The organism is Streptomyces sp. NPDC001787 (genome assembly GCF_040297465.1).
Lineage (GTDB): Bacteria > Actinomycetota > Actinomycetes > Streptomycetales > Streptomycetaceae > Streptomyces.
The window spans coordinates 84,878-107,725 of record NZ_JBEOZE010000025.1 but is presented as its reverse complement, the minus strand read 5'-3'; the positions used below and the strand labels follow the sequence as shown (position 1 = coordinate 107,725).

General features: G+C 72.2%; 18 protein-coding genes and 1 pseudogene. 8 read left to right on the top strand and 11 right to left on the bottom strand.

The window, feature by feature from the left end; all coding sequences use genetic code 11:
- Positions 1-73 precede the first annotated feature (73 nt).
- The 3 genes from fahA to ABT170_RS29295 all read right to left on the bottom strand — a co-directional run bounded on the left by fahA (position 74) and on the right by ABT170_RS29295 (position 4,954).
- The gene (gene fahA / locus ABT170_RS29305; protein WP_329940748.1) at positions 74-1,303 is read right to left on the bottom strand and encodes a fumarylacetoacetase; all 1,230 of its coding nucleotides are present in this window, start codon (positions 1,301-1,303) and stop codon (positions 74-76) included.
- Between the two features lie 147 nt (positions 1,304-1,450).
- Positions 1,451-3,445: a CocE/NonD family hydrolase gene (locus ABT170_RS29300; protein ID WP_329940749.1), complete on the bottom strand. Its 1,995-nt coding sequence runs from the start codon at positions 3,443-3,445 to the stop codon at positions 1,451-1,453.
- 9 nt (positions 3,446-3,454) lie between these two features.
- On the bottom strand, positions 3,455-4,954 hold the full coding sequence (locus ABT170_RS29295) for a peptide MFS transporter (RefSeq protein WP_329940750.1): 1,500 nt from the start codon (positions 4,952-4,954) through the stop codon (positions 3,455-3,457).
- 156 nt (positions 4,955-5,110) lie between these two features.
- On the opposite strand from ABT170_RS29295, the gene ABT170_RS29290 reads away from it, so the two are divergent.
- From ABT170_RS29290 to ABT170_RS29270, 5 genes are all read left to right on the top strand, one after another.
- Positions 5,111-6,121: a polyprenyl synthetase family protein gene (locus tag ABT170_RS29290; RefSeq protein ID WP_351872320.1), complete on the top strand. Its 1,011-nt coding sequence runs from the start codon at positions 5,111-5,113 to the stop codon at positions 6,119-6,121.
- Positions 6,122-6,384: 263 nt separating this feature from the next.
- Positions 6,385-7,647 (top strand): LolA family protein, encoded by a 1,263-nt coding sequence (locus ABT170_RS29285; RefSeq protein ID WP_351872317.1) that lies wholly within the window; start codon positions 6,385-6,387, stop codon positions 7,645-7,647.
- A 161-nt stretch (positions 7,648-7,808) separates the two neighbouring features.
- Entirely contained in the window at positions 7,809-8,840 is a 1,032-nt protein-coding gene (locus ABT170_RS29280) for an ABC transporter ATP-binding protein (RefSeq protein ID WP_502970582.1), read from the top strand.
- Entirely contained in the window at positions 8,827-9,777 is a 951-nt protein-coding gene (locus ABT170_RS29275) for an ABC transporter permease (protein ID WP_351872311.1), read from the top strand. Before ABT170_RS29280 ends, ABT170_RS29275 begins: the two co-directional genes overlap by 14 nt.
- A 273-nt stretch (positions 9,778-10,050) precedes the next feature.
- The gene (locus ABT170_RS29270; RefSeq protein WP_351872308.1) at positions 10,051-10,641 is read left to right on the top strand and encodes a TetR/AcrR family transcriptional regulator; all 591 of its coding nucleotides are present in this window, start codon (positions 10,051-10,053) and stop codon (positions 10,639-10,641) included.
- A gap of 107 nt (positions 10,642-10,748) precedes the next feature.
- On the opposite strand, the gene ABT170_RS29265 is transcribed toward ABT170_RS29270, so the two are convergent.
- Entirely contained in the window at positions 10,749-11,333 is a 585-nt protein-coding gene (locus ABT170_RS29265; protein WP_329940756.1) for a TetR/AcrR family transcriptional regulator, read from the bottom strand.
- Between the two features lie 98 nt (positions 11,334-11,431).
- Between ABT170_RS29265 and ABT170_RS29260 the strand changes: the two genes are divergently transcribed.
- Together ABT170_RS29260 and ABT170_RS29255 are read left to right on the top strand one after the other, a co-directional pair.
- Positions 11,432-12,232 (top strand): SDR family NAD(P)-dependent oxidoreductase, encoded by an 801-nt coding sequence (locus ABT170_RS29260; RefSeq protein WP_351872305.1) that lies wholly within the window; start codon positions 11,432-11,434, stop codon positions 12,230-12,232.
- A 295-nt stretch (positions 12,233-12,527) separates the two neighbouring features.
- Positions 12,528-14,531 carry a SpoIIE family protein phosphatase gene (locus tag ABT170_RS29255; RefSeq protein ID WP_329940769.1) on the top strand — a complete coding sequence of 668 codons (2,004 nt, stop codon included), beginning with the start codon at positions 12,528-12,530 and terminating at the stop codon, positions 14,529-14,531.
- A 153-nt stretch (positions 14,532-14,684) separates the two neighbouring features.
- Here ABT170_RS29255 and ABT170_RS29250 read toward each other — a convergent pair.
- From ABT170_RS29250 to ABT170_RS29230, 5 genes and pseudogenes are all read right to left on the bottom strand, one after another.
- Positions 14,685-14,804 (bottom strand): annotated as a pseudogene (locus ABT170_RS29250) (HAD hydrolase family protein); the annotation flags it as partial.
- Between the two features lie 58 nt (positions 14,805-14,862).
- A complete protein-coding gene (locus tag ABT170_RS29245; protein WP_329940758.1) occupies positions 14,863-15,333 on the bottom strand; it encodes a hypothetical protein in 471 nt (156 codons plus the stop codon).
- A 12-nt stretch (positions 15,334-15,345) separates the two neighbouring features.
- Entirely contained in the window at positions 15,346-16,986 is a 1,641-nt protein-coding gene (locus ABT170_RS29240; RefSeq protein WP_351872302.1) for an FAD-dependent monooxygenase, read from the bottom strand.
- A gap of 136 nt (positions 16,987-17,122) precedes the next feature.
- Positions 17,123-18,217 (bottom strand): EamA family transporter RarD, encoded by a 1,095-nt coding sequence (gene rarD / locus ABT170_RS29235; RefSeq protein WP_351872299.1) that lies wholly within the window; start codon positions 18,215-18,217, stop codon positions 17,123-17,125.
- 139 nt (positions 18,218-18,356) lie between these two features.
- Positions 18,357-19,217, bottom strand: a complete 861-nt coding sequence (locus ABT170_RS29230; RefSeq protein ID WP_329940761.1) for an SDR family oxidoreductase — start codon at positions 19,215-19,217, stop codon at positions 18,357-18,359.
- 109 nt (positions 19,218-19,326) lie between these two features.
- Between ABT170_RS29230 and ABT170_RS29225 the strand changes: the two genes are divergently transcribed.
- The gene (locus tag ABT170_RS29225) at positions 19,327-19,707 is read left to right on the top strand and encodes a winged helix-turn-helix transcriptional regulator (protein WP_329940762.1); all 381 of its coding nucleotides are present in this window, start codon (positions 19,327-19,329) and stop codon (positions 19,705-19,707) included.
- Positions 19,708-19,778: 71 nt separating this feature from the next.
- Here ABT170_RS29225 and ABT170_RS29220 read toward each other — a convergent pair whose 3' ends face one another.
- Positions 19,779-20,837 (bottom strand): 2-oxoacid:ferredoxin oxidoreductase subunit beta, encoded by a 1,059-nt coding sequence (locus ABT170_RS29220; RefSeq protein WP_329940763.1) that lies wholly within the window; start codon positions 20,835-20,837, stop codon positions 19,779-19,781.
- The gene (locus ABT170_RS29215; protein ID WP_351872295.1) at positions 20,830-22,785 is read right to left on the bottom strand and encodes a 2-oxoacid:acceptor oxidoreductase subunit alpha; all 1,956 of its coding nucleotides are present in this window, start codon (positions 22,783-22,785) and stop codon (positions 20,830-20,832) included. The genes ABT170_RS29220 and ABT170_RS29215 overlap by 8 nt, the downstream gene beginning before the upstream one ends.
- Between the last annotated feature and the right edge of the window lie 63 nt (positions 22,786-22,848).

Below are 22,848 nucleotides of genomic sequence, written 5' to 3'. Positions count from 1 at the left end.
GGGCACCGTCACACCCGGACCGGGCCGGCCGGCGGCAGCGCCCCGGGGAGCGCCGGTCCGGGTGTGTCCGGGGTCATGGCGCGGGAACGATCCGGCCGGTCACCTCGCCGAGGCCGACGCGCGTCCCGTCCGGGCCCGGGGCCCACGCGGTCAGGGTCACCGTGTCGCCGTCCTCCAGGAAGGTCCGCTTGCCCTCGGGCAGGTCCAGCGGGTCGCGGCCGTTCCAGGTGAGTTCGAGCAGGGAGCCGCGCTGGCCCGGTTCGGCGCCGCTGACGGTGCCGGAGCCGTACAGATCGCCGGTGCGCAGCGAGGCGCCGTTCACCGTCATCTGCGCCAGCTGCTGGGCCGCCGTCCAGTACATGGAGGAGAACGGCGGCTCCGCGACCAGCTGTCCGTTGATCGCGACGGAGATCCGCAGGTCGATGCCGCCCGGCTCCTCCTCCCGCGCGTCGTCGAGGTAGGGCAGGAGCGGGAAGTCACGGGCGGGCGGCGCGGTGCGGGCCGCGTCCAGGGCCTCCAGCGGGGTCACCCACGCCGATACGGAGGTGGCGAAGGACTTGCCGAGGAACGGGCCCAGCGGCACGTACTCCCAGGCCTGGATGTCGCGCGCCGACCAGTCGTTGAGCAGCGAGAGCCCGAAGACATGCTCGCGGAAGTCGCCGAGCGGGACCGGGGTGCCCTGCTCCGAGGGGACGCCCACCACGAAACCGACCTCGGCCTCGATGTCCAGCTTCACCGAGGGGCCGAAGACCGGCGCCGGGTCGGAGGGGGCCTTGCGCTGGCCGGCGGGCCGCACCACATCCGTACCGGAGACGACGACCGTTCCCGCCCGGCCGTGGTAACCGATCGGCAGGTGCTTCCAGTTGGGCGTCAGCGCGTCGCCGTCCGGGCGGAAGATCCGGCCGACGTTGGTGGCGTGGTGCTCGCTCGCGTAGAAGTCGACGTAGTCCGCGACCTCGTAGGGGAGGTGCAGCGTCACCGAGTCGACGGGGTGCAGCAGCGGCTCGATGTCCGCGCGGTGGGCCGGGACGCTCACCCAGGCGGTGAGCGCCCGCCGTACGTCACGCCAGGCGGTGCGTCCGGCGGCGAGCAGCGGGGTCAGGCTGGGCTGGGCCAGCAGCTGGGCGTAGGGCGAGCCGAGCGCGTGCGCGGCCGCTCCGGCGTCCAGCACATGGTTGCCGATGCGGACGCCGACCCGGCGGTCGTCGGGGTGGTCGGGGGTGGAGAACACTCCGTACGGAAGGTTGTGCGGGCCGAAGGGATCGCCCTCGGCCAGATCGAGCGGGCTGCTCTGCTCGGACATGTGTTGCTGCCTCGCTTTCCAGGTCGCTTGGGGGACACGTTACGTCGGTGCGCCCACCCCGCGGCAGTGCCCCAACTATGCGCAATGCCCGGAAAGTTCTGTGGGGCACCCGGAAATCCGGGTGCCCCACGCGTACCTCCGGGCGGCTTACCCCGCCGTGCGCGGAATGCGCTTCTCCCAGGTGCGGTGGAAAACGACCTCGTCACCGTCCTTGCAGACCACCTCGTCGGAGGTGATGAAGTCGTCCGCGTCCGCGCTGATCTCGGAGCGGGTCTCGATCCGCACGTCCCAGGCCATCTCGGGCCGGTGGAGCCGGATCGTCCAGTCGGAGCGGGTCCGGGCGGAGAGCGGGTCGTCCTCCTGGATCGTGTACGTCTCGACCGCGTCCTCGGTGAATTCGAGCCCGTCCGGGTAGACCCGGGTGCCGCCGTACCGCGGGTCGACCTCCATCCGCCACTCGCCCTTGGCGACGTCGCGGACCACCAGACGCTCGGGGCGCTGCTCGTCGAGGGTCACCGGGTAGACGACGCCCAGCGGTTCGGACTGCTCCGGTGCCCCGAAGACGATCGCCGGGTCCTCCGTGCGGCGGCGCACCGGGAGCTCGACGAAGCTGCCGTCCGCGTCGAGCGTGAAGCCCGCCGAGCCGGCCCGGGGCCAGATCCAGGGCCAGTACGAGGAGGAGACCGCGAGCCTGATCCGGTGTCCGGGCGGGAAGGTGTGCCCGATGCCGTTCAGCTCGAAGGTCACGTCCTCGGTCGCGCCGACGGGCCAGTCCTCGCAGCGGTCGCGCCCGTGGCGGGCCGACAGGTTGAGGACGCCGCGGGTGACCAGCGTGGAGGAGCCGTCCGGGGCCACATCGCACAGCCGGGCGATGGCCTGGCCGTGCGGCACGTCCATCCGGATCCGGAGCTTCACCCGGGGGCGGCCCAGGATCTCGATGGGGGCGTCCTCGACGGGGAATTCGAACGAGACCGACTTGGCGTCCTCGTCGCGCTGGTCGGGCGGCAGGTCGGCGTCATTGCCGAACGGGAAGAAGCGGCCCGCGTCCACCCCGGTCTGCTGCGGCGAGCGCACGATCCGGGCGCCGCCCTGGAGGGCGTACGCGACCGGCGCCACGTTCTCCGAGGGCCAGCTCGCGTCACCGACCCAGCGGCCGGGCAGCGTCTCGTACACCGTGGCGGGCGGGTGCGAGCCGCTGATCCAGGACCGCAGCAGTGGCTCCGCCATCACCCCGGTGTCCTTGCCCTTGAGGTGCTGGTCCCACCAGCGCAGCGTCTCCTGGAGGAAGCCGATCGCCGGTCCCGGCGGCAGCCCGCGGTCCGGGTACTGGTGCGACCACGGCCCGATCAGCCCGCGGACCTGCCCCGGGTCGAGGTGCTCGACGAGCCGGAGGACGGTGTCGCGGTACGGGTCGTGCCAGCCGCCCACCGCGAGGACGTTCGCCTTGATGGCGCCGTAGTCCTCGCAGACGCTGCCGTGCTTCCAGTAGTCGTCGCGGGTCTGGTGGGCCAGCCAGGTGTGGATGAAGGGGTCGACCGCCTCCAGCCGCTTGAGCCACATGGCCTTCCAGCCGTCGCCGACCTGGGCCGGGTCCGGCGGCCGGGAGACGAAGGCGAGCATGGTGGCCGCCCAGGCGTGCATGTCGACGGCGAGGACGGAGCCGCCCATGTAGTGGACGTCGTTGTCGTAGCGGTCGTCGGCCGAGCAGACGGTGACGATCGCCTTCAGCGGCTCGGGGGCGAGCGCGGCGATCTGGAGCGAGTTGAAGCCGCCCCAGGAGATGCCGAACATGCCGACGCGGCCGGAGCACCACTCCTGCTGGGCCAGCCAGTGGATGACGGCGACCCCGTCGTCCAGCTCGGTCGCGTCGTACTCGTCGCCCGGCAGGCCCTCGCTGTTGCCGTGGCCCCGGACGTCGACCCGTACGGAGGCGTAGCCGTGGCCCGCGTACCAGGGGTGGCGCTGCCAGTCGCGGGGCGCCGTCCAGTCGCTCAGCCGGTAGGGCAGGTACTCCAGGAGGGCGGGGACGGGCTCGTCGGTCAGCGGCCGCCAGATCCGGGCGTACAGCCGCGTTCCGTCCGGCAGCGGGATGTGGACGTCCTCGCGGGTCGTCTCGTACGGGAACTCGGTGCTGATGTGCATGGCGGTACCTCAGTGGACGGGGTGCATGGTGCGCTTGAGCCAGGGGGCGGCGGCGATCATCGCCACACCGGCCACCACCGCGATCGCACCGTTGACACCGAAGTAGGCGGGGTTGGAGACCTCGCCGTACAGCTTCACGATCTGCGCCTGGATGCCGTTGGCGAGGGCCAGCGACAGGAACCACAGCGCCATCGTCTGGCTGGAGAAGGCCGCCGGGGCGAGCTTCGTCGTGGCGGACATGCCGGAGGTCTCCAGCAGGATGTCGCCGAGCCCCAGCAGCAGGTACGAGCCGACGATCCACCAGGCGGCCATCTTGTACGTGTCGTCGGCGTGCCCGGACGTGGGCAGGACCATCAGCAGGAACGAGAGCCCGCCGAGGATCACGCCGAACGCGATCTTGTTGGAGGCGTGCGGCTGGCGGGGACCCATCCGGGCCCAGACGGCGGCGACGACGGGTGCCAGCGCGACCTCGAAGGCGCCGAGCGCGGAGGCGTACCAGCTGGCCGGGAAGTGGAAGCCGAAGATCTCGGTACGGGCGTTGGTCGACGCGAGCAGCATCATCGTCGAGTACGCCTGGAAGAGGATGAAGTTGAAGACGACGGAACCCAGGAACAGCACCACGTACGGGCGCAGCCTGCCGCGTTCCTCCGCGGTCACCCGGGGGCTCCTGAACATGACCACGAAGTAGACGACCGGGGCGATCACCGAGATCCCGGTGAGCACATCGACGAACCGGTCCATCGTGAGCCAGCCGGCCAGCGCCAGCGCGGTGGCGAGGGCGGCGACGACGACGGCCCCGACGACGATCAGCCGCACGGCGCGGCGCATCGGCGCGGGGGCGAGCGGGAACTCCGCGCCGTGCTTACGCCCGGCCAGGTGACGCCGGCCCGCCACGTACTGGATGAGGCCGAGCGTCATACCGACGGCGGCGGCCGAGAAGCCCCAGTGCCAGCTCGCGTGGTCACCGAGCCAGCCGGTGATCAGCGGACCGGCGAAGGCGCCGATGTTGATGCCCATGTAATAGAGGGCGAACCCGGCGTCGCGCCGCTCGTCGTCGGTGCGGTAGAGCTTGCCGACCATGGAGGCGACATTGGGCTTGAGCAGACCCGTTCCGGCGCTGATCAGGCCCAGGCCGACCCAGGTCATGGTGTCGGTGGGCACGGCCATCGAATAATGGCCGCAGGCGATGAGGACGCCGCCGTACAGGACGGCGCGGTACGAGCCCAGAATGCGGTCGGCGAGCCAGCCACCGGCCACGGAGACCAGATAGACCAGGGTGCCGTACGCGGCGGAGACGGAGGCGGCGGTGCCGGCGTCCATCCCCATGCCGCCGTTCGACACCGTGTCGGCGAAGAAGAGGACCAGGATCGCCTGCATGCCCAGGAACGAGAAGCGTTCCCAGACCTCCAGGCCGGAGAGGGTCATCAGCCCCCGTGGCTGGCCGAAGAAGGCGTGGTCGTCCCCGGGCGGGGGCTGTGTCGACTCGGTGTCGTTGGCAGTGTGCGACAAAACGGCAACTCCTGATCGTATGAGCTGATCCCGAACATACCGGCGGTGGCGGGAAGGCGCCCACGGTGATCCAAAGAGGACCGGATACGCTGAGTTGAGTGATGACAGCGACACATCGACAATCCATGTGATCGTCAGTAGACAGGAGACCCCCTCGTGACCGTCGTCGGGCCGTTCGGACTGCGCGTGCGGGACCAGGCTCTTGAGACCCATGTCCAGACGGGTATGGCCGCTGTCGAGGCGGGGCTGCTCGAAGCGACCAAGAGCGACGTCCCCTTCATCACGGAGGCCGCGCAGCACCTCGTCCGTGCAGGCGGCAAACGTTTTCGGCCACTGCTGGTCATGCTGGCGTCCCAGTTCGGTGACCCGGACGCGCCCGGGATCATTCCCTCGGCCGTGGTCGTGGAACTGACCCATCTGGCCACGCTCTACCACGACGACGTGATGGACGAGGCGGACGTACGCCGGGGGGTCGACAGCGCCAATGTCCGCTGGGGCAACTCCGTCGCCGTCCTGACCGGTGACTTCCTCTTCGCCCGTGCCTCGCACATCCTGGCCGACCTCGGCCCGGAGGCCGTACGCATCCAGGCGGAGGCGTTCGAACGTCTGGTCACCGGCCAGATCCTGGAGACGGCGGGGCCGCGCGACGGCCGCGACCCGGTCGACCACTACCTGGACGTCCTGAGCGGCAAGACCGGCTCGCTGATCGCCGTGTCCGGGCGGTTCGGGGCCCTGATGTCCGGCGCCGACGAGCGGGTCGTCGACATCCTCACCCAGTACGGGGAGCGCCTGGGCATCGCCTTCCAGCTCGCCGACGACGTCCTCGACATCGCCTCCGACTCCCACGAGTCCGGCAAGACCCCCGGCACCGATCTGCGTGAGGGCATTCCCACACTCCCGGTCCTGCGGCTGCGGGCGCAGGCGGCGGCCGACGGCAAGCCCGACGACCTGGAGCTCGTGGAGCTGCTGGACGGCGATCTGAGTGACGACGACCGGCTGGCCGAGGCGCTGCGCAGGCTGCGTGCCCACCCGGCGCTGGAGCAGGCCCGCCAGGACACCGTCCGCTACGCGCAGGAGGCGCGGGCCACGCTGGCGCCGCTGCCCGAGGGCTACGCCAAGTCCGCGCTGGCGGAGCTGTGCGACGCCGTGGTGCACCGCGCCGGCTGACGCACCGTTCGGGGGATCCCGCCGTCGCGGCACTGCTTCCGCCGGCCCCGCACGCCGCGCGTACCCCTAATGGACGGCCGGCCCCCGCCCCTCGGTTGTCATACCGCAGCAGTAGGCGCAGTTGATCCCGGGGGCTGACGCTTCGGGGGGCCCGGTTTGGTCAGATGGAGAACAACCACTCCTGACCACATCGGGTGAGAATGGCGGCAGGGAGTGGACGTGAGCAACGGACGGACGCCGCCGACCACGGAGGTAGGGCACACATGGCACCGAACGACAGCGCAGAGACCACCGGCAAGGCCACGGGCACTGTCGTGGGCCGCCGGAAGGCGGCGCGATACATCGTCCCCGTCGCAGTGGCGGGGGTGGCGGCCGCGACGATCGGACTCGTCCCGGCCCTCGCGGACTCCGGTGATCCCGAGCTGCCGAAGATCAGCGCCCAGGAACTCATCGAGAAGATCGCGTCCTCGGACGAGCAGCGGCTCTCCGGCACGCTGAAGATCAGCACCGACCTCGGCATCCCGTCCCTCGGCGGTCTCGCCGGCTCCTTCGCCCCGGGCGGCGGCGGTACGGACGGCGGCTCCGGCGCGGCCCCGGAGGACAAGCTCATGGAGCTGACCTCCGGTACGCACACGCTGCGGGTGGCGGCGGACGGTCCCGACAAGCAGCGGCTCTCGATCCTCGGGGAAGCCGCCGAGTACAGCCTCATCCACAACAAGGGCGAGGTCTGGGCGTACGACAGCAAGTCCGGCGAGGTCTACCACGCCGCGGCGGACGCCGGGCAGCAGAAGCAGCGGGAGCAGCGGGACCGGGCACCCGAGGGTGTCCCGGCCACACCGAAGGCGCTCGCCGAGCAGGCTCTCGCGGCGGCCGGGGACACCACCTCGGTCACCGTCGACGGCACCTCGCGGGTGGCGGGGCGTGACGCGTACCAGCTGCTGATCAAGCCGAAGCAGTCCGGTTCGACGGTCGGCTCGATCCGGGTCGCGGTGGACGCGGCCAACGGTGTGCCCCTGAAGTTCACCCTGTCCGCGAGCGGCGGCGGCAAGGCCGTGGTCGACGCGGGCTTCACCAAGGTCGACTTCGGCAGGCCCGATGCCTCCTTGTTCTCCTTCACCCCGCCCAAGGGCGCGAAGGTGACCGAGGCGGACGACCTCAAGGCCGGGGCGGAGAAACGGGGCGGGGCCGGAAGCGCGCCGGAGCGGTTCGCCGGGCCGGAGGGAATGAAGGCCCTGGAGGACGTCGAAGGGGTGAACGTGATCGGGGAGGGCTGGACCTCGGTCGCCCGGATCAAGACCCCCGGCGGTTCGGGTCTGCCCACCGGCGGCCCGGCGGACGCGAAGGGCATGCCGGCCGAGGCCCAGGGTTTCCTGGACGCCCTGGGCGACAAGGTCACCGGGAAGTTCGGCTCGGGCACGGTCTTCAAGACCCGCCTGGTGAACGCCCTGCTGACGGACGACGGCACCGTCTACGTCGGAGCCGTCACGAAGGACGCGCTGGTACAGGCGGCCAACGGCGCCGAGTAGGCGCCCGGGTGCTTCAGTACCCACGGTGAACGAAGCCGCCCCGCCGTGCGCACCGCGCGGCGGGGCGGCCCGCTGAGCCGGGCCGGGCTGGTCCGGGCCGGGCCGAGGTGCGAGAGGTGTGCATGACCGGGACGGCACGTACGGCCGGTGGCGGTACGGCGATGAACGCGGCGGCGGCCCGTGGCGGGACGGCGGGTCCGGCCGGTGGCGGGACCGGGGGAGTGGCCGGCGGGGGTGTGGCCGGGTGCGGGACCGCGGAGGCCGTGATCGAGACCCGCGGTCTCACCAAGCGCTACCGAGGCGGCCGGCTCGCCGTCGACGGCCTGGACCTCACCGTCCCCGGCGGCAGCGTCTTCGGCTTCCTCGGCCCCAACGGCTCCGGGAAGACCACCACGATCCGGATGCTCATGGGCCTCATCGACCCGACGTCCGGCACCGCCCGGGTGCTCGGCAGCCCCATGCCGGGCGGCGCCCGCACCGTGCTCCCGCAGGTCGGCGCGCTGATCGAGGGCCCGGCGCCGTACGGCTTCCTGACCGGCCGGGACAACCTGCTGCGCTACGACTCCGCCGACCCGACCGCCGACCCCCGCACCCGTCGCGCCCGCGTCGCGCACGCCCTGGACCGGGTCGGACTCGCGGCAGCCTCGGGCAAGAAGGCCAGGGCGTACTCCCTCGGCATGAAACAGCGCCTCGGGCTCGCCGCCGCCCTGCTCGGGCCGCGCCGCCTGCTCGTCCTGGACGAACCCACCAACGGCCTGGACCCGCAGGGCATGCGGGAGATCCGTTCCCTCGTCCGGGAGCTGGCGGCGGAAGGCACCACGGTCTTCCTCTCCTCCCACCTCCTGGACGAGATCGAGCAGGTCTGTACGCACGCCGCGGTGATGGCCCGCGGCCGGCTGATCGTCCAGGGACCCGTCGCCGAGCTCGCCGCGGGCACCCGGGGCCGGCTCACGGTCACCACTCCGGACCCGGGCGACGCCGCCCGGGTCCTTGAGGAGCACGGGATCACCGGACTGCGGACGGACGGCGACCGGCTGACCGGTGACGCCCCGCCCGGCGGTACGGAACTCGCCGACCTCAACGCGGCACTGGTGGGCGCCGGGGTGCGGGTACGGGCCTTCGGCGTCGAACGGGCCTCGCTGGAGGACGCCTTCGTCGCACTGACCGGAGAGGGATTCGATGTCGCGGGCTGAACCGACAGGCGTACGGGCCGATGCCACCGGCGTACGGGCCGATGCCACCGGCGTACCGACTGATGCCACCGGCGTGCGGGGGGCCCGCAACCTCCTGTGGACGTTCGGGATCCTGCGCTCCGAAGTCACCACCACCCTGCGCCGTTGGCGGACCCTCGCCCTGCTCGGCGTGCTCGCCGCCGTACCCGTACTGATCGGGATCGCGGTCAGGATCGAGACGGGCGGCGGTGGCGACGGCGCCTCGGGCGGGGCCGGGGGACCGGCGGGCCCGGCCTTCCTCACCCAGGTCACCAACAACGGCCTCTTCCTGGTCTTCGCCGCCCTCGCCGCGACGCTCCCGGTCTTCCTGCCGATGGCCGTCGGCGTCGTCGCGGGTGACTCGATCGCGGGCGAGGCGAACGGCGGCACCCTGCGCTATCTGCTCGTCGCCCCGGCCGGCCGCACCCGGCTGCTGCTCGCCAAGTACGCCAGTGTGCTCGTCTTCTGCCTGGTCGCGACGCTGGTCGTGGCGGCGTCGGCGCTGGCCGTGGGCGCGCTGCTCTTCCCCCTCGGCGAGGTCACCACGATCTCCGGGACCCGGATCGGCTTCGGCGAGGGGCTGGTGCGGGCCGGACTGATCGCGGTGGTGGTCGCCGCGTCACTGACCGGCTTCGCGGCGCTGGGCCTGTTCATCTCGACGCTGACCGGCAGCGGGATAGCGGCGATGGCGGCCACGGTCGGCCTGCTGATCACGGTGCAGATCCTGGGCTCGATCCCGCAGCTGAGCGCCGTCCACCCGTATCTCTTCCCGCACTACTGGCTGTCCTTCGCGGACCTGCTGCGCGACCCCGTCCACGGGGACGAGATCGTCAGGAACCTGGGCCTTCAGGGGGTGTACGCGGCGGTGTTCGGCTCGGCGGCCTGGGCCCGCTTCACCGCCAAGGACATCACTGCCTGAACGGCCCGGGAAGCGCCGGGCGGCCGGGCGGGAGGGGCGGAGTGCCGCAGGGTGCCCGAGGCGGTCTTGGCTTGATCCGGACGGTACGGGCCCGCCCGCACCGTCGGCCGGGCGAGCCGTCCCCCGATCGGCTCGTCGCGGCGCGAACGGCACGAACGGTGCGGACAACGGGAACGACACGACACGGTACGTTCCGTTTCCGCCTCGGTATTGTTCGACTTCTGGCGACGACCTGTCAACAAGAGATGGCTTGAAGACCCCTATGCTCACCGAATGATCACATCGCCGAGTTCCCTGCGCCGCAGCGAGAGATCACGACGCGCGACCCTTCGGGCCGCGCTCGACCTGTGTACGGAGAAGGGGTACGGCCGGGTCACGGTGGAGGCCATCGCGGCCCGCGCGGGTGTGAGCAAGAAGACCATCTACCGCTGGTGGCCGTCGAAGAGCGCGGTGCTGCTGGAGGCGTTCACCGAGGCGTTGGTCGACGCCACCCCGTTCGTCGACACCGGTGACATCGGCGCCGACCTGCGGGGCCATGTGACGGCCGCGGTGAAGCTGCTCTCGACACCGCCGTTCGGACCCGCGTACGCGGGCATCCTCTCCGAGGTCCACCACGACGACGTGCTGGCGCAGGCGGTGCGGGAGCAGCTGGTCGACCCCCGGTTCGAGGCCGCGGTGGCGCGGCTGCGGAGCGCTCAGGAGCAGGGGCAGATCCCGGCGGGCGCGGACCTCCCGCTGGCGGTGGAGATGCTCTACGGCCCCGTCTACTACCGCCATGTGCTGCGCAGGCCGGTCCACGACGAGGCGACGGTCGCCGCGCTGGTGGCGCATGTGCTGCGCGCGCTGGGGGCGGAGGGCCGCTGAGGGCCGCCGCGTGAGCGGTCGCGCGTTCCGGCCGATCGGTCGTGGGGCCGGTCGTGGTGCCGGCCTGCCGTTGACCGGCCACCGGCCGGCCGCCGGTCAGCCGCCGGTCAGCCGTCGATCAGCCGCTGGACGGCGTCGCCGTAGTGCGCGGTCAGGGCCGCTGGGCCGGCTCCCGTCAGCACGGCGTCCTCCACCACGTGCAGGGAGGTGAGCAGGCCGCCGATCTGGGCCGCCACCAGGTGGGCGCGCAGTTCGGCGTCCGCCCCGTCGAGCCGGTGCACGAGCGGGGCGGCGAAGGAGCGTTCGATCGTCGCCCGCAGGGTCCGCTGGACCTCGGCCCGGTCGGAGGCCCGGAAGAGCGCGGCGAGCGAGGCCACGGCCAGTGCCCCCGCGGTGGACGACGAGAGTCCCACCACATGCTCCACCAGAGCCCGGCCCATCCCTTCCAGTGGACCCTCCATGATCCGGGTCGCGGGCAGGTCGACGGCCATCGCCTCGACGAAGAGCTGCTCCTTGGAGCCGAAGTGGCGGATCACCAGAGCCGCGTCGACGCCGGCCCGCGCCGCGACCGCCCGGATGCCGACCGAGCCGAAGCCCTCGCGCGTGAACAGTTCCCGGGCGGCGTCGTGGATCTCCTGCCTGGTCAGGGCTGCGGATCGGCGCGGCCTGGGGGCCCGCTGCGGCTCGGTCACGGCTGGGGTCTCCGTTGCTCGTTGGGAAAGTCATCATAGATGACTTACGGTTGTCATCAATGATGACAACTTTGGACGAGCGAGCGAGGAAGAGGACCATGGACCGTCTCAAGGACAGGACCGCACTCATCACCGGGGCCGGCAGCGGCATCGGCCGGGCCGCCGCCGGGCTGATGAGCCGGGAGGGCGCCCGTATCGTGGCCGCCGACTACGACACGGCCGCGGCGGAGGAGACCGCCCGGCTGATCGAGGCCGCCGGCGGCCGGGCCCTCCCGGTGACCGTCGATGTCACCGACGACGCCTCGATGGCCGACGCGGTGGCTGCGACGGTCGCGGAGTTCGGCGGCCTGGACGTGCTCTGCAACCACGTGGGCGGCAGCGATCCCCGCAAGGACCTGGACCTGCTGCGGCTGGACATGGACGAGTTCGAGCGGGCCGTCGCCCTCAACGTACGCAGCACCCTGCTCGGCTCCCGGCACGCGGTCCCGCACATGATCGAGGCCGGGGGAGGCTCCATCATCAACACCGCCTCGGTGGCCGGGCTGGTCGGCGACGTCCTCCAGATCTCGTACGGCGCGGTGAAGGCCGCCGTCGTCAACCTCACCAAGTCGATCGCCGTCCAGTACGGCCCGCACGGTGTGCGCTGCAACGCGGTGGCCCCCGGAGCGGTCATGACCCCCGCCCTGCGGGACAACCTGCCCGCCGATGTCATCGAGGCGCTCAAGGGCTACAACGCCCTGCCCTACCTCGGCACCCCCGAGGACATCGGCCACACGATGGTCTTCCTCGCCTCCGACGAGTCCCGCTACCTGACCGGCCAACTCCTGGTGGTCGACGGCGGCATGACCGTCCAGTCGCCCGCCGTCCCGGGCCGGCGCGCCATGCTGCCGCCCGTCTGAGGGGCGGCCGTGACGGGGCCGGAGGCACGGCCCGGCGCCACCCGGCTGCCGCCATCCGGTCGCCGGGGCGCGTGCGCCGGGTGATGCTGGTCTGGCGCGCGGCGGTTCCCCGGCGTGCCGGAGAGCCTGAGGGCGGGGTGAAACCGTGTCGGACACCGAGGGAACGGTTGCTGCCGGGACGGAGCCGGACGACCGGCACGGCCGAGGCGCCGGGGGCGGCCAGGACGGCGGAGGCGCCGGGGGCGGAAGAGGCGGCAGAGGCACCGGGGACGGCAGGGACGGCGGCCCGGCCGGTCTGGACGCGGCCCTCCTGGACACGCTGTTCGCCCAGTCCGCGGTCGGCCTGATCGTGCTCGATCCCGAACTGAGGGTGGTCCGGGCCAACTCCCTCGTCGACGCCGCCCACGTCCGGGAGATGATCGGCGATCACTTCACCGAGGTGTACCGCCTCGACAAACCGCACCAGGCGGCCGAGGTGCTGCGGAGCGTGCTGGAGGGCGAGGGGCCCGTACGCGACCGGCTGATCCGCGGCAGGCTGCGCCGGCTGCCCGGACCGGACCGCAGCTTCAGTGTGTCCGTGTACCGGCTCGACGGCCCCGACGAAGCGCCCCGGGGCGTACTGGCGGCGGTCGTCGATGTCACCGAACGGGAACGGGCGCGAGCGCGGGAGAGCTGTCTGGCCGCTGTGCGCGAGCGGGTGGGCGGGTCGCTGGATGTCGCGGAGACCTGCCGTTCGCTCGTGGACGCCGTGGTGCCGGGGTTCGCCGATCTGGCCGTGGTCGAGGTGGTCGACGACGTCCTGCGCGGCGCGGACCCGCCGGTGGGCCCGCTCGGCCCCGAGGTGCCGCTGCGCCGGGCCGACCCGGAGGGCGGGACCCGCCGGCTGCCCTTCCGTACGCCGTACGCGCTGGCGGTGTCGGACCTCCGGCCGCGGCTCGTCCAGCTCGGTCCGGACACCGTGTGGCTGGCCGCGGACCCCGACAGCGCCCGTCTGATCGAGTCGGCCGGCGCCCACTCGCTGATCGTGGTTCCCCTGACGCTGCGCGGCGCGGTCCTCGGTCTGGTCAGCCTCTACCGGTGCGGGGACAGCGAGCCGTTCGACGAGGACGACACGCTCGTCGCGCGGACGGCGGCCGCCCGTACCGCGCTGAGCATCGACAACGCCCGCCGCTACGAGCGCAGCCATGTGATCGCCTCGACCGTCCAGCGCCGGCTCCTCCCGCAGCAGGAGGGCGGCCAGGCCGCCGTGGAGACGGCCCACGTCCTGCTGCCCGGACGCAACAGCGGCTGCTGGTTCGACACCATCGCGCTGTCCGGAGCCCGCACGGGCCTCGTCGTCGGCAGCGTGGCGGGGCAGGGCCTGGAGACGGCCATCGCCATGGGCCAGCTGCGTACGGTCATCCAGGCGCTGGCCGGTCTCGACCTGGAGCCGGACGAGATGCTGGCCCGGCTGAACGACACCGCCGAACGCCTCGCCGCCGAACGGACCGGCCTGCCCCGGGCCGACGCCCTGTACGGCGAACCGCTGTCGGCGGCGTGCGTGTACGCGATCTACGACCCGTTCACCCGCACCTGCACCCTCGCGAGAGCCGGAAACCCGGCGCCGGTGGTCATCGCGCCGGACGGGAGCGCGCCGCCCGTCGACGTGCCCGAGGGGCCCCGGCTCTTCTCCCCCGACAGCGCGCCGTTCGCGACGGCCGTTCTCACCCTGGAGGAGGGCAGCCTCCTGGCCTTCTGCACCGAGGCCCTGCTCCCCGACGAACAGGCCGTCGCGCGTATCCGCCGCGCGCTCGCCTCCCCGGAACGAAGCCTTCACGACCTGAGCGACGCCGTCGTCTACGGACTCCCGGCCGACACCCACGCCGACGGTGCCGCCCTGCTCCTCGTGCGCACCGGCACCGTTCCGGCGCACCGCGTCGCGACCTGGGACCTGCCGCACGACCGCACGACGCCCTCCACCGCGCGGGTGCTCGTACGCGACCGGCTCCAGGGCTGGAACCTGGACGAGGAGACGATCGACGCGACCGAACTGATCGTCAGCGAACTGGTCACCAACGCCGTCCGCTACGGCACCCCGCCGCTGCGGCTGCGCCTGCTGCTGGGCCCCACGCTGACCTGCGAGGTCCACGACAGCAGCGCGGTGTCACCGCACCTGCGCCACGCCCGGTCGGCCGACGAGGGGGGCCGGGGACTGTTCATCGTCTCCCAGCTCGCCTCGCACTGGGGGACCAGGCACGGCCCGCGGGGCAAGACGCTGTGGACCGAGCAGGACATCGGCCTCCCCGCCCCGGCGGACTGAGACCGCCCCGCCCCGCCCCTCCGACCCGCCCCCTCGGCCGGGCCGCGTGGAGCGCAAGGCCCTCCGGCGCTCAGCCGAACAGCCGTTCCAGCACCACCGCGACGCCGTCGTCCTCGTTCGACAGCGTCACCTCGTCGGCCGCCGCGCGGAGTTCCCGGCCGAGGCGGCCAGCGCCAGGGCGGCACGGGAGCGCGGGCTCACGGTGTCGTCGGGACGCAGCAGCGTGCCGTCCAGGTCCGTGGCGACCAGGGCAGGGGCGGGTGGCATGGGCATGGGCCCAGCCTAGAAGGGACACGGATGGCCCCTTGTGCGAACCGGAGGGTTCCGGTAATCAGGCCGGTCGGCCCTCGCCGGTGCCGCTCGGGGGACAGGCCGCGCAGGCGTGCCCGTCGATCGCCGCCAGCAGCTCGGCCGCGGCCTTCGCCTCGGTCCTCGCCGCGGCGGCCAGCCGCTCGGCCGTCGCCCGGCCCGCCACGACCGCGTCGTGCGCACCGCGCGCCCACTCCGGGTGGTGGGCGTGCCCGGCGGCGAGGATCGCGCCGAGCAGCTCCAGCACCCCGGCCCGGTCCTTGACCGTCTCGGTCCCGGCCAGCTCCCACAGGAACGGCACCGCGGCGACGGTCGAGTCGAAGACCGCCATCGAACCGATCCAGTGCCCGAGGTCGTTCAGGGCGTCCTCGGCGTTCGGGGCGTCCCCCCAGGCGATCCGCGACAGTGTGCCGGGGACCTGGGAGGCGGAACCGTACGCATGCCGGAGATCGTGCCAGCGAACATCGCCCATGCCCTTGAGAACAGTCCCCATCCGGGCACTCAATCAGCCTTGCCCCACCGCGTCCACCATGCCGACGGCACCGTCCGGCCGGTGCAGCCGGCCCAGGTACTCGCGTACGGGACGTACGGCATCCGCCGGGGCGACGATCCCCACGTGGTTGTCGGGCCGGATCACCACGACCGTGTCCGCGCCGCCCGTACCGTACGCGGCCCGTGCGTGCCCGCGGTCGTCGATCACCCCGGCGGCGCCGTCCCCGGGCACCTCGTCCGCCCCGTACACCCGGCAGGTCCGTACCGTGCCGGCGTCCCCGTACGCCGCGGCCGTCTCCCGCAGGGCCCGCGCGCTCCCGGGACCGAAGCCGAGCACCGTGAGGTGCGGTCCGGCGAAGGTGCGGAACAGGCTGGTCGGCGCGCCGGTCGCGGCGTCGAGGCAGGGCGCGTCGGGCGCCCGGTCCCCGGAGCACGGACCGCCGCCCCCGGCGCCGGCGTCCGGGGCGGTGTCCGCGTCCGCGGCGGCGGCCAGTGAGCTCCACCGGTAGCCCACGCCGAGTCCGGCCGTCTCCGGGGTGATCGCGGAGTCCAGGCCGCCGCCGGGCTCCCTGATCGCCGTCAGGGTGGCCCGCAGGCTCTCCGACGTGATGTCCAGGGTCCACGCGGCGACCGGCAGCCGCTCCTCCTCGTAGGTGTCCAGCAGCTCCGGCGCGGCCCGGCCCGCCAGCACCTGCCCGAGCTTCCAGCCCAGGTTGAAGGCGTCCTGGATGCCGGTGTTCATCCCGAGTCCGCCCGCGATCGGGTGCACATGGGCCGCGTCCCCGGCGAGGAGGACCCGGCCCGCCCGGTAGCGGTCGGCCATGCGGACGTTGACGCGGTACATCGACAGGAGGGTGGCGTCGGTGAGGTGGCTGCCCGGAATGCCGGTGTGCCGGGTGAGCAGCCGTCTGAACCCTTCCTGGGAGGGGGCCAGCGGCCGGCCCTCACGGTCGCGTTCGGGCCCGGCCTGGAACCACCAGCCCGAGGGCGTGCCGGGGATGGGGCAGAGCATGACCGCGCCGTCCTCGTCGAACCACTGGTGCCAGCGGTCGCGGGCCAGCACACCGTCCGTGAGGGCGACATCCCCGCAGACCATCGCCAGTCCGGCGTCGCTCTCCCCCTCGAAGGCGATGCCGAGCAGTTTGCGTACGGAGCTGTGGGCGCCGTCGCACCCGACGACGTACCGCGCCCGGACGGGCGGCCCGGCGGCGAACGTCACGCCCACGCGTCCGTCCCCGCCGCCGTCCGTGTCGCCGAGCGCCACGGCCTCGGTGCCCGGTTCGACCCGGACGCCGTACGTGTCCAGGCGGTCGCGCAGGATCTCCTCCAGCCGCCACTGGGGGATCAGCCAGCCCCGGTCGTAGGGCGCGTCCGGCGTCGGGGCGCACTCCGCGTAGGGGTCGGTGTCCGCGACCGGCAGCCCGCCCCGGTACTTGCGCATCGGCAGGGGCGCCGAACCGGCGGCCAGCACCTCATCGACGACGCCCAGGTCCGCCAGGACTTCGAGGGAGCGGGGGTTGGGGCCCTTCGCCCGTGAACTGCGCGGGTACGCGGGGGACTTGTCGACGATCCGTACGGCGGTGCCGCGCCGGGCGAGATCGCACGCCAGGGTCAGCCCGGTCGGGCCCGCGCCCACGATCAGTACGTCGGTCATGCCTGCTCCTCGGTCCGCGTTTCCGGAGACCAAGGAAATCGCAACCGAGTTAAAAAAGCAACCGAGTAACGGTATTTATGGGTGGGTGGGTTTCCGTCGGCGGGTTCTGTCGGCGGGTGGGCAGTGGGGAGGGAGGTCAGCCGTCCTTCTCGGTCGCCCGCGCGTCGTACGAGGCGCGGGCGGCGGCGATCTCGCTGCCGGGCGTCCTCGCCTCCGGCACCGCCGCCGCTGGCTCTGTCCCGGAGTGCGTCCCGGGGTGTGTACCGGCCTGAGCGCCTGCCGGGGCCCCGGCTCGCGTTCCGGTCTGTGCCGCGACCGTACGTGCCAGCCGCACCGCCTCCGCCCGGTTCCGCCGCGCCGTGCGCAACGCGTCCCAGGTCAGCAGGGACAGCGCCAGCCAGACCAGCGCGAACCCGGCCCACCGCTCGGGCGGCATCTCCTCGTGGAAGTACACGATGCCGAGCGCGAACTGGAAGACCGGGGCCAGATACTGCAGGAGCCCCAGCGTGGACAGCGGCACCCGGATCGCCGCCGCGCCGAAGCAGACCAGCGGCACCGCCGTGACGACGCCCGTCGCGGCGAGCAGCACCCCGTGGTCCGCGCCCCCGGCGGTGAACGTCGCCCCGCCGCTCGCCCCGAGCCAGAGCAGGAACCCGAGCGCGGGCAGGAACAGTACGGCGGTCTCGGCGGCCAGGGACTCCAGCCCGCCCATGTTGACCTTCTTCTTCACCAGGCCGTACGCCGCGAAGGAGAAGGCCAGCGCCAGCGAGATCCAGGGCGGGCGTCCATACCCGATCGCCAGCACCAGCACGGCGAGGAAGCCGGTCGCGACCGCGACCCACTGGACGGGGCGCAGCCGCTCGCCGAGCAGCAGGACGCCCATGGCTATGGTGACCAGCGGATTGATGAAGTAGCCGAGCGAGGCCTCGACGACCTGGCCGTTGTTGACGGCCCAGATGTACAGGCCCCAGTTGACCGTGATGACCCCCGCCGCCAGGGCGATCAGGCCGAGCTTGCGGGGGTTGCGGATCAGTTCGCCCAGCCAGGCCCAGCGGCCCACGACGAGCAGGGCGACGCCGACGACGCCCAGTGACCAGACCATCCGGTGGGCGAGGATCTCGATCGCCCCGGACGGCTTCAGAAGCGGCCAGAAGAGGGGGACGACGCCCCACATCCCGTATGCGCCGATTCCGTACAGCAGACCTGCCCGCTGTTCGTTCTTCCCCTGCACGGGCCCTCCCGGCGTACGTGTGTCGACGGATCGGCCGACTGCACGAAGGTAGCGCCGGAAGGCCCCGGTGTCATAGCCGTCTCAGGGAGACGCTCATGACAGGGGAGCGTTCGGGCCGGGCCGCGGTACGGGGGTGTGTTCAGGCGGCGGCGAGGGCCGCGGTCACCGTCTCGGCGAGCGGTGTCGTCGGGCGGCCGATCAGCCGGGCCAGGTCGCCGCCGGTCGGGGCGAGCCGGCCGCGCCCGATCGCCTCGTCGACGTCGACGAGGATTGCCGCGAAGGCCTCGGGCAGTCCCGCGCCGACCAGGATCTCCTGGTGGACGGCGGCGGGGACGTTGTTGTACGCGATCTCCCTGCCGGTCGCCCGGGAGAGCAGCGCGGCGTACTCGGCGAACGACCACGCGGTGTCGCCGCTCAGCTCGTACGCGGTGTTCAGGTGGCCCTCGCCGGTGAGCACGGCCGCCGCCGCGGCGGCGTAGTCGGCCCGGGTGGCGGAGGCGACGCGCCCGTCGCCCGCGTTGGAGACGACCGCGCCGTGCTCCAGGACCGGGGCGAGGTTGGCCGTGTAGTTCTCGGTGTACCAGCCGTTGCGCAGGAAGGTGTACGGCAGCCCCGAGTCGAGGATCAGCCGCTCGGTGACCTTGTGTTCGGCGGCCAGGTCGAAGTCGGCGTCGGGGCCGCCCAGGACTCCGGTGTACGCGAGCCGGGCGACGCCGGCCGTGCGGGCCGCGTCGATGACGGCGGTGTGCTGCGGCACCCGCCTGCCCACCTCGCTGCCGGAGATCAGCAGCACCCGGTCGCCCGCGCGGAAGGCCCCGGCGAGGGTCTCGGGGCGGTCGTAGTCCGCGATGCGCAGCTCGACGCCGCGGGCGGCGAGGGAGGCGGCCTTCTCCTTGTCGCGGACGACCGCCGCGATGCGGTCCGCGGGGACCGAGGTCAGCAGCTGCTCGACGACGAGGCGGCCGAGCTCTCCGGTGGCTCCGGTGACGACGATGCTCATGGGGGTTTCTCCTGTTCGGGGGGTTCGGTCCGCTTCCGGGCCGTCTGGAACTCACCCTACGATGTGCACTAACCAAGAGAAAGTACCCACTTTGAAGTAAGGTACTGGCATGGGAGTAAGTGAAATGAGGCGGGACCCGGACGTCAACCAGGCGATGTGCCCCTCCCGCCTGGTGCTGGAACACGTCACCAGCCGCTGGGGTGTCCTCGTGCTGGCCGCGCTGCTGGAGCGCTCGTACCGCTTCAGCGAGCTGCGCCGTACGGTCGGCGGCGTCAGCGAGAAGATGCTGGCCCAGACCCTTCAGACGCTGGAGCGCGACGGCTTCGTCCACCGGGACGCCAAACCGGTGATCCCGCCGCGGGTGGACTACTCGCTCACCGAGCTGGGCAGGGAGGCCGCCCAGCAGGTGTGGGAGCTGGCGCGCTGGACCGAGCGCCGGGTGGACGCGGTGCGGGCGGCACGCGAGGCCTACGACGAGGCCCGGACCTGAGGGTTCGGGTCCGGGCCTCGTCGGGGTGCCGCTGTCCGCGGTGGAGGGGCCGGCGTGCCGGCCGGCCGTCGTCAGCCGATGACCGTCCAGGTGTCGTTGCCCGCGAGCAGCGCGGCCAGGTCGCCCTTGCCGTTGCGCTCGACCGCGGAGTCCAGCTGGTCGGACATCTGGCTGTCGTAGACCGGCCGTTCGACGCTGCGCAGCACCCCGATGGGGGTGTGGTGCAGGGTGTCCGGGTCGGCGAGCCGGGAGAGGGCGAACGCCGTGGTCGGCGAGGCGGCGTGCGCGTCGTGGACCAGGATCTGCGAACGGTTCTCCTCGGTGACCGCGACCACCCGCAGATCACCGGTCGCCGGATCCCGAACGACACCCTTCGTGTCCTCGGCGCCGAAGAGGATCGGCTGCCCGTGCTCCAGCCGGATCACCGCTTCCTGCGCCTTCTCCTTGTCCTTGAGGACCTCGAACGCGCCGTCGTTGAAGATGTTGCAGTTCTGGTAGATCTCCACCAGCGCCGTGCCCGGGTGGTCGGCCGCCGCGCGCAGCACACCGGTCAGGTGCTTGCGGTCGGAGTCGACCGTGCGGGCCACGAACGACGCCTCCGCGCCGATCGCCAGCGACACCGGGTTGAAGGGCGCGTCGAGCGAACCCATCGGCGTCGACTTGGTGATCTTGCCGACCTCGGAGGTCGGGCTGTACTGACCCTTCGTCAACCCGTAGATCCGGTTGTTGAACAGCAGGATCTTCAGGTTCACGTTGCGGCGCAGCGCGTGGATCAGGTGGTTGCCGCCGATGGACAGCGCGTCGCCGTCACCGGTGACGACCCACACCGACAGATCCCGGCGCGAGGTGGCGAGCCCGGTGGCGATGGACGGGGCGCGGCCGTGGATGGAGTGCATCCCGTAGGTGTTCATGTAGTACGGGAACCGGGAGGAGCAGCCGATGCCGGAGACGAAGGTGATGTTCTCCTTCGCCAGGCCCAGCTCGGGCATGAACCCCTGCACGGCGGCGAGGACCGCGTAGTCGCCGCAGCCGGGGCACCAGCGCACTTCCTGGTCGGACTTGAAGTCCTTCATGGACTGCTTCGCCTCGGCCTTCGGCACCAGCTGCAACAGCTCGTTGGTGTCAGGCATCGATGGCCTCCTTGAGAGCCGTCGCGAGCTGCTCGGCCTTGAACGGCATTCCGTTGACCTGGTTGTAGCTGTGGGCGTCGACCAGATACTTCGCCCGGAGCAGCATGGCGAGCTGCCCGAGGTTCATCTCCGGTACGACCACCTTGTCGTAGCGCCCCAGCACCTCGCCGAGGTGCTTCGGGAAGGGGTTGAGGTGCCTCAAGTGCGCCTGGGCGATGGAGTGCCCGTCGCCGCGCAGCCTGCGTACGGCGGCGGTGATCGGCCCGTAGGTCGAGCCCCAGCCGATCACCAGCGTCCGCGCCCCCGAGGGGTCGTCGACCTCCAGGTCCGGGACCTCGATGCCGTCGATCTTGGCCTGGCGGGTGCGGACCATGAAGTCGTGGTTGGCGGGGTCGTACGAGATGTTGCCCGTGCCGTCCTGCTTCTCGATGCCGCCGATACGGTGTTCGAGGCCCGGGGTGCCGGGCACCGCCCAGGGGCGGGCCAGGGTCTGCGGGTCGCGCTTGTAGGGCCAGAACACCTCGGTGCCGTCGGCCAGTTCGTGGTTGGGTCCGGTGGCGAACCGCACCCGAAGATCGGGGAGCAGGTCGACCTCGGGGATCCGCCACGGCTCGGAACCGTTGGCCAGATAGCCGTCGGAGAGCAGGAACACCGGAGTCCGGTACGTCAGCGCGATCCGGGCGGCGTCGATCGCGGCGTCGAAGCAGTCGGCCGGGGTCCGCGGGGCCACGATCGGCACCGGGGCCTCGCCGTTGCGCCCGTACATCGCCTGGAGCAGGTCGGCCTGCTCGGTCTTGGTGGGCAGCCCGGTCGACGGTCCGCCGCGCTGGATGTCGACGATCAGCAGCGGCAGTTCGAGGGAGACGGCGAGCCCGATGGTCTCCGACTTCAGCGCCACGCCCGGACCGGAGGTGGTGGTGACCGCCAGCGAACCGCCGAAGGCGGCACCCAGCGCGGCGCCGATGCCCGCGATCTCGTCCTCGGCCTGGAAGGTCCGCACGCCGAAGTTCTTGTGGCGGCTCAGCTCGTGCAGGATGTCCGAGGCCGGGGTGATGGGGTACGAGCCGAGGTAGAGCGGCAGGTCCGCCTGCCGGCTCGCGGCGATCAGCCCGTACGACAGCGCGAGGTTCCCGGAGATGTTGCGGTACGTCCCGGTGGGGAACGCCTGTGTGGCGGGCGCCACCTCGTAGCTGACCGCGAAGTCCTCGGTGGTCTCACCGAAATTCCAACCGGCCCGGAACGCGGCCACGTTCGCCTCGGCGATCTCCGGCTTCTTCGCGAACTTCTGCCGGAGGAACCTCTCGGTGCCCTCGGTCGGCCGGTGGTACATCCACGACAGCAGGCCCAGCGCGAACATGTTCTTCGAGCGTTCGGCCTCCTTGCGGGGGAGCCCGAACTCCTTCAGCGCCTCCAGCGTGAGCGTGGTCAGCGGCACCGGATGGACGTTGTACGCCTCCAGCGAGCCGTCCTCCAGCGGGCTGGTCGCGTACCCCACCTTCGCCATCGGCCGCTTGGTGAACTCATCGGTGTTGATGATGATTTCGGCGCCGCGCGGCACATCGGCGATGTTCGCCCGCAGCGCGGCGGGGTTCATCGCCACCAGCACGTTGGGCGCGTCGCCCGGCGTGAGGATGTCGTGGTCGGCGAAGTGCAGCTGGAAGGAGGAGACGCCCGGCAGGGTCCCGGCGGGGGCCCGGATCTCGGCGGGGAAGTTCGGCAGGGTCGAGAGGTCGTTCCCGAAGGAGGCCGTCTCGGAGGTGAACCGGTCACCCGTGAGCTGCATGCCGTCGCCGGAGTCGCCCGCGAAGCGGATGATCACCCGGTCCAGGCGGCGGACCTCCTTCCCGCCGGCGCCTGTGGCTCCTGACAGGGGGGCTCGCTGCTCCCCGACGACGGCCTCGCCGGCTTCATCGGCCCTTTCGGCCGGGCTACTGACCTGGCTGGTCACTGAACTGGACCTCCCTCGGGGCGGCGGTTCGGGACCGTCCGGTCCGCCGGTGGTCCCAGGGCC

What these genes read in the sequence shown, in the direction of transcription:
- ABT170_RS29260 (WP_351872305.1), top strand. Translation starts at nt 11,432, where the DNA reads ATGGACCGTCTCAAGGACAGGACCGCACTCATCACCGGGGCCGGCAGC.
- ABT170_RS29280 (WP_502970582.1), top strand. Translation starts at nt 7,809, where the DNA reads ATGAACGCGGCGGCGGCCCGTGGCGGGACGGCGGGTCCGGCCGGTGGC.
- fahA (WP_329940748.1), bottom strand. Translation starts at nt 1,303, where the DNA reads ATGTCCGAGCAGAGCAGCCCGCTCGATCTGGCCGAGGGCGATCCCTTC.
- ABT170_RS29245 (WP_329940758.1), bottom strand. Translation starts at nt 15,333, where the DNA reads ATGGGGACTGTTCTCAAGGGCATGGGCGATGTTCGCTGGCACGATCTC.
- ABT170_RS29240 (WP_351872302.1), bottom strand. Translation starts at nt 16,986, where the DNA reads ATGACCGACGTACTGATCGTGGGCGCGGGCCCGACCGGGCTGACCCTG.
- ABT170_RS29300 (WP_329940749.1), bottom strand. Translation starts at nt 3,445, where the DNA reads ATGCACATCAGCACCGAGTTCCCGTACGAGACGACCCGCGAGGACGTC.
- ABT170_RS29270 (WP_351872308.1), top strand. Translation starts at nt 10,051, where the DNA reads ATGATCACATCGCCGAGTTCCCTGCGCCGCAGCGAGAGATCACGACGC.
- ABT170_RS29225 (WP_329940762.1), top strand. Translation starts at nt 19,327, where the DNA reads ATGGGAGTAAGTGAAATGAGGCGGGACCCGGACGTCAACCAGGCGATG.
- ABT170_RS29275 (WP_351872311.1), top strand. Translation starts at nt 8,827, where the DNA reads ATGTCGCGGGCTGAACCGACAGGCGTACGGGCCGATGCCACCGGCGTA.
- ABT170_RS29285 (WP_351872317.1), top strand. Translation starts at nt 6,385, where the DNA reads ATGGCACCGAACGACAGCGCAGAGACCACCGGCAAGGCCACGGGCACT.
- ABT170_RS29220 (WP_329940763.1), bottom strand. Translation starts at nt 20,837, where the DNA reads ATGCCTGACACCAACGAGCTGTTGCAGCTGGTGCCGAAGGCCGAGGCG.
- ABT170_RS29230 (WP_329940761.1), bottom strand. Translation starts at nt 19,217, where the DNA reads ATGAGCATCGTCGTCACCGGAGCCACCGGAGAGCTCGGCCGCCTCGTC.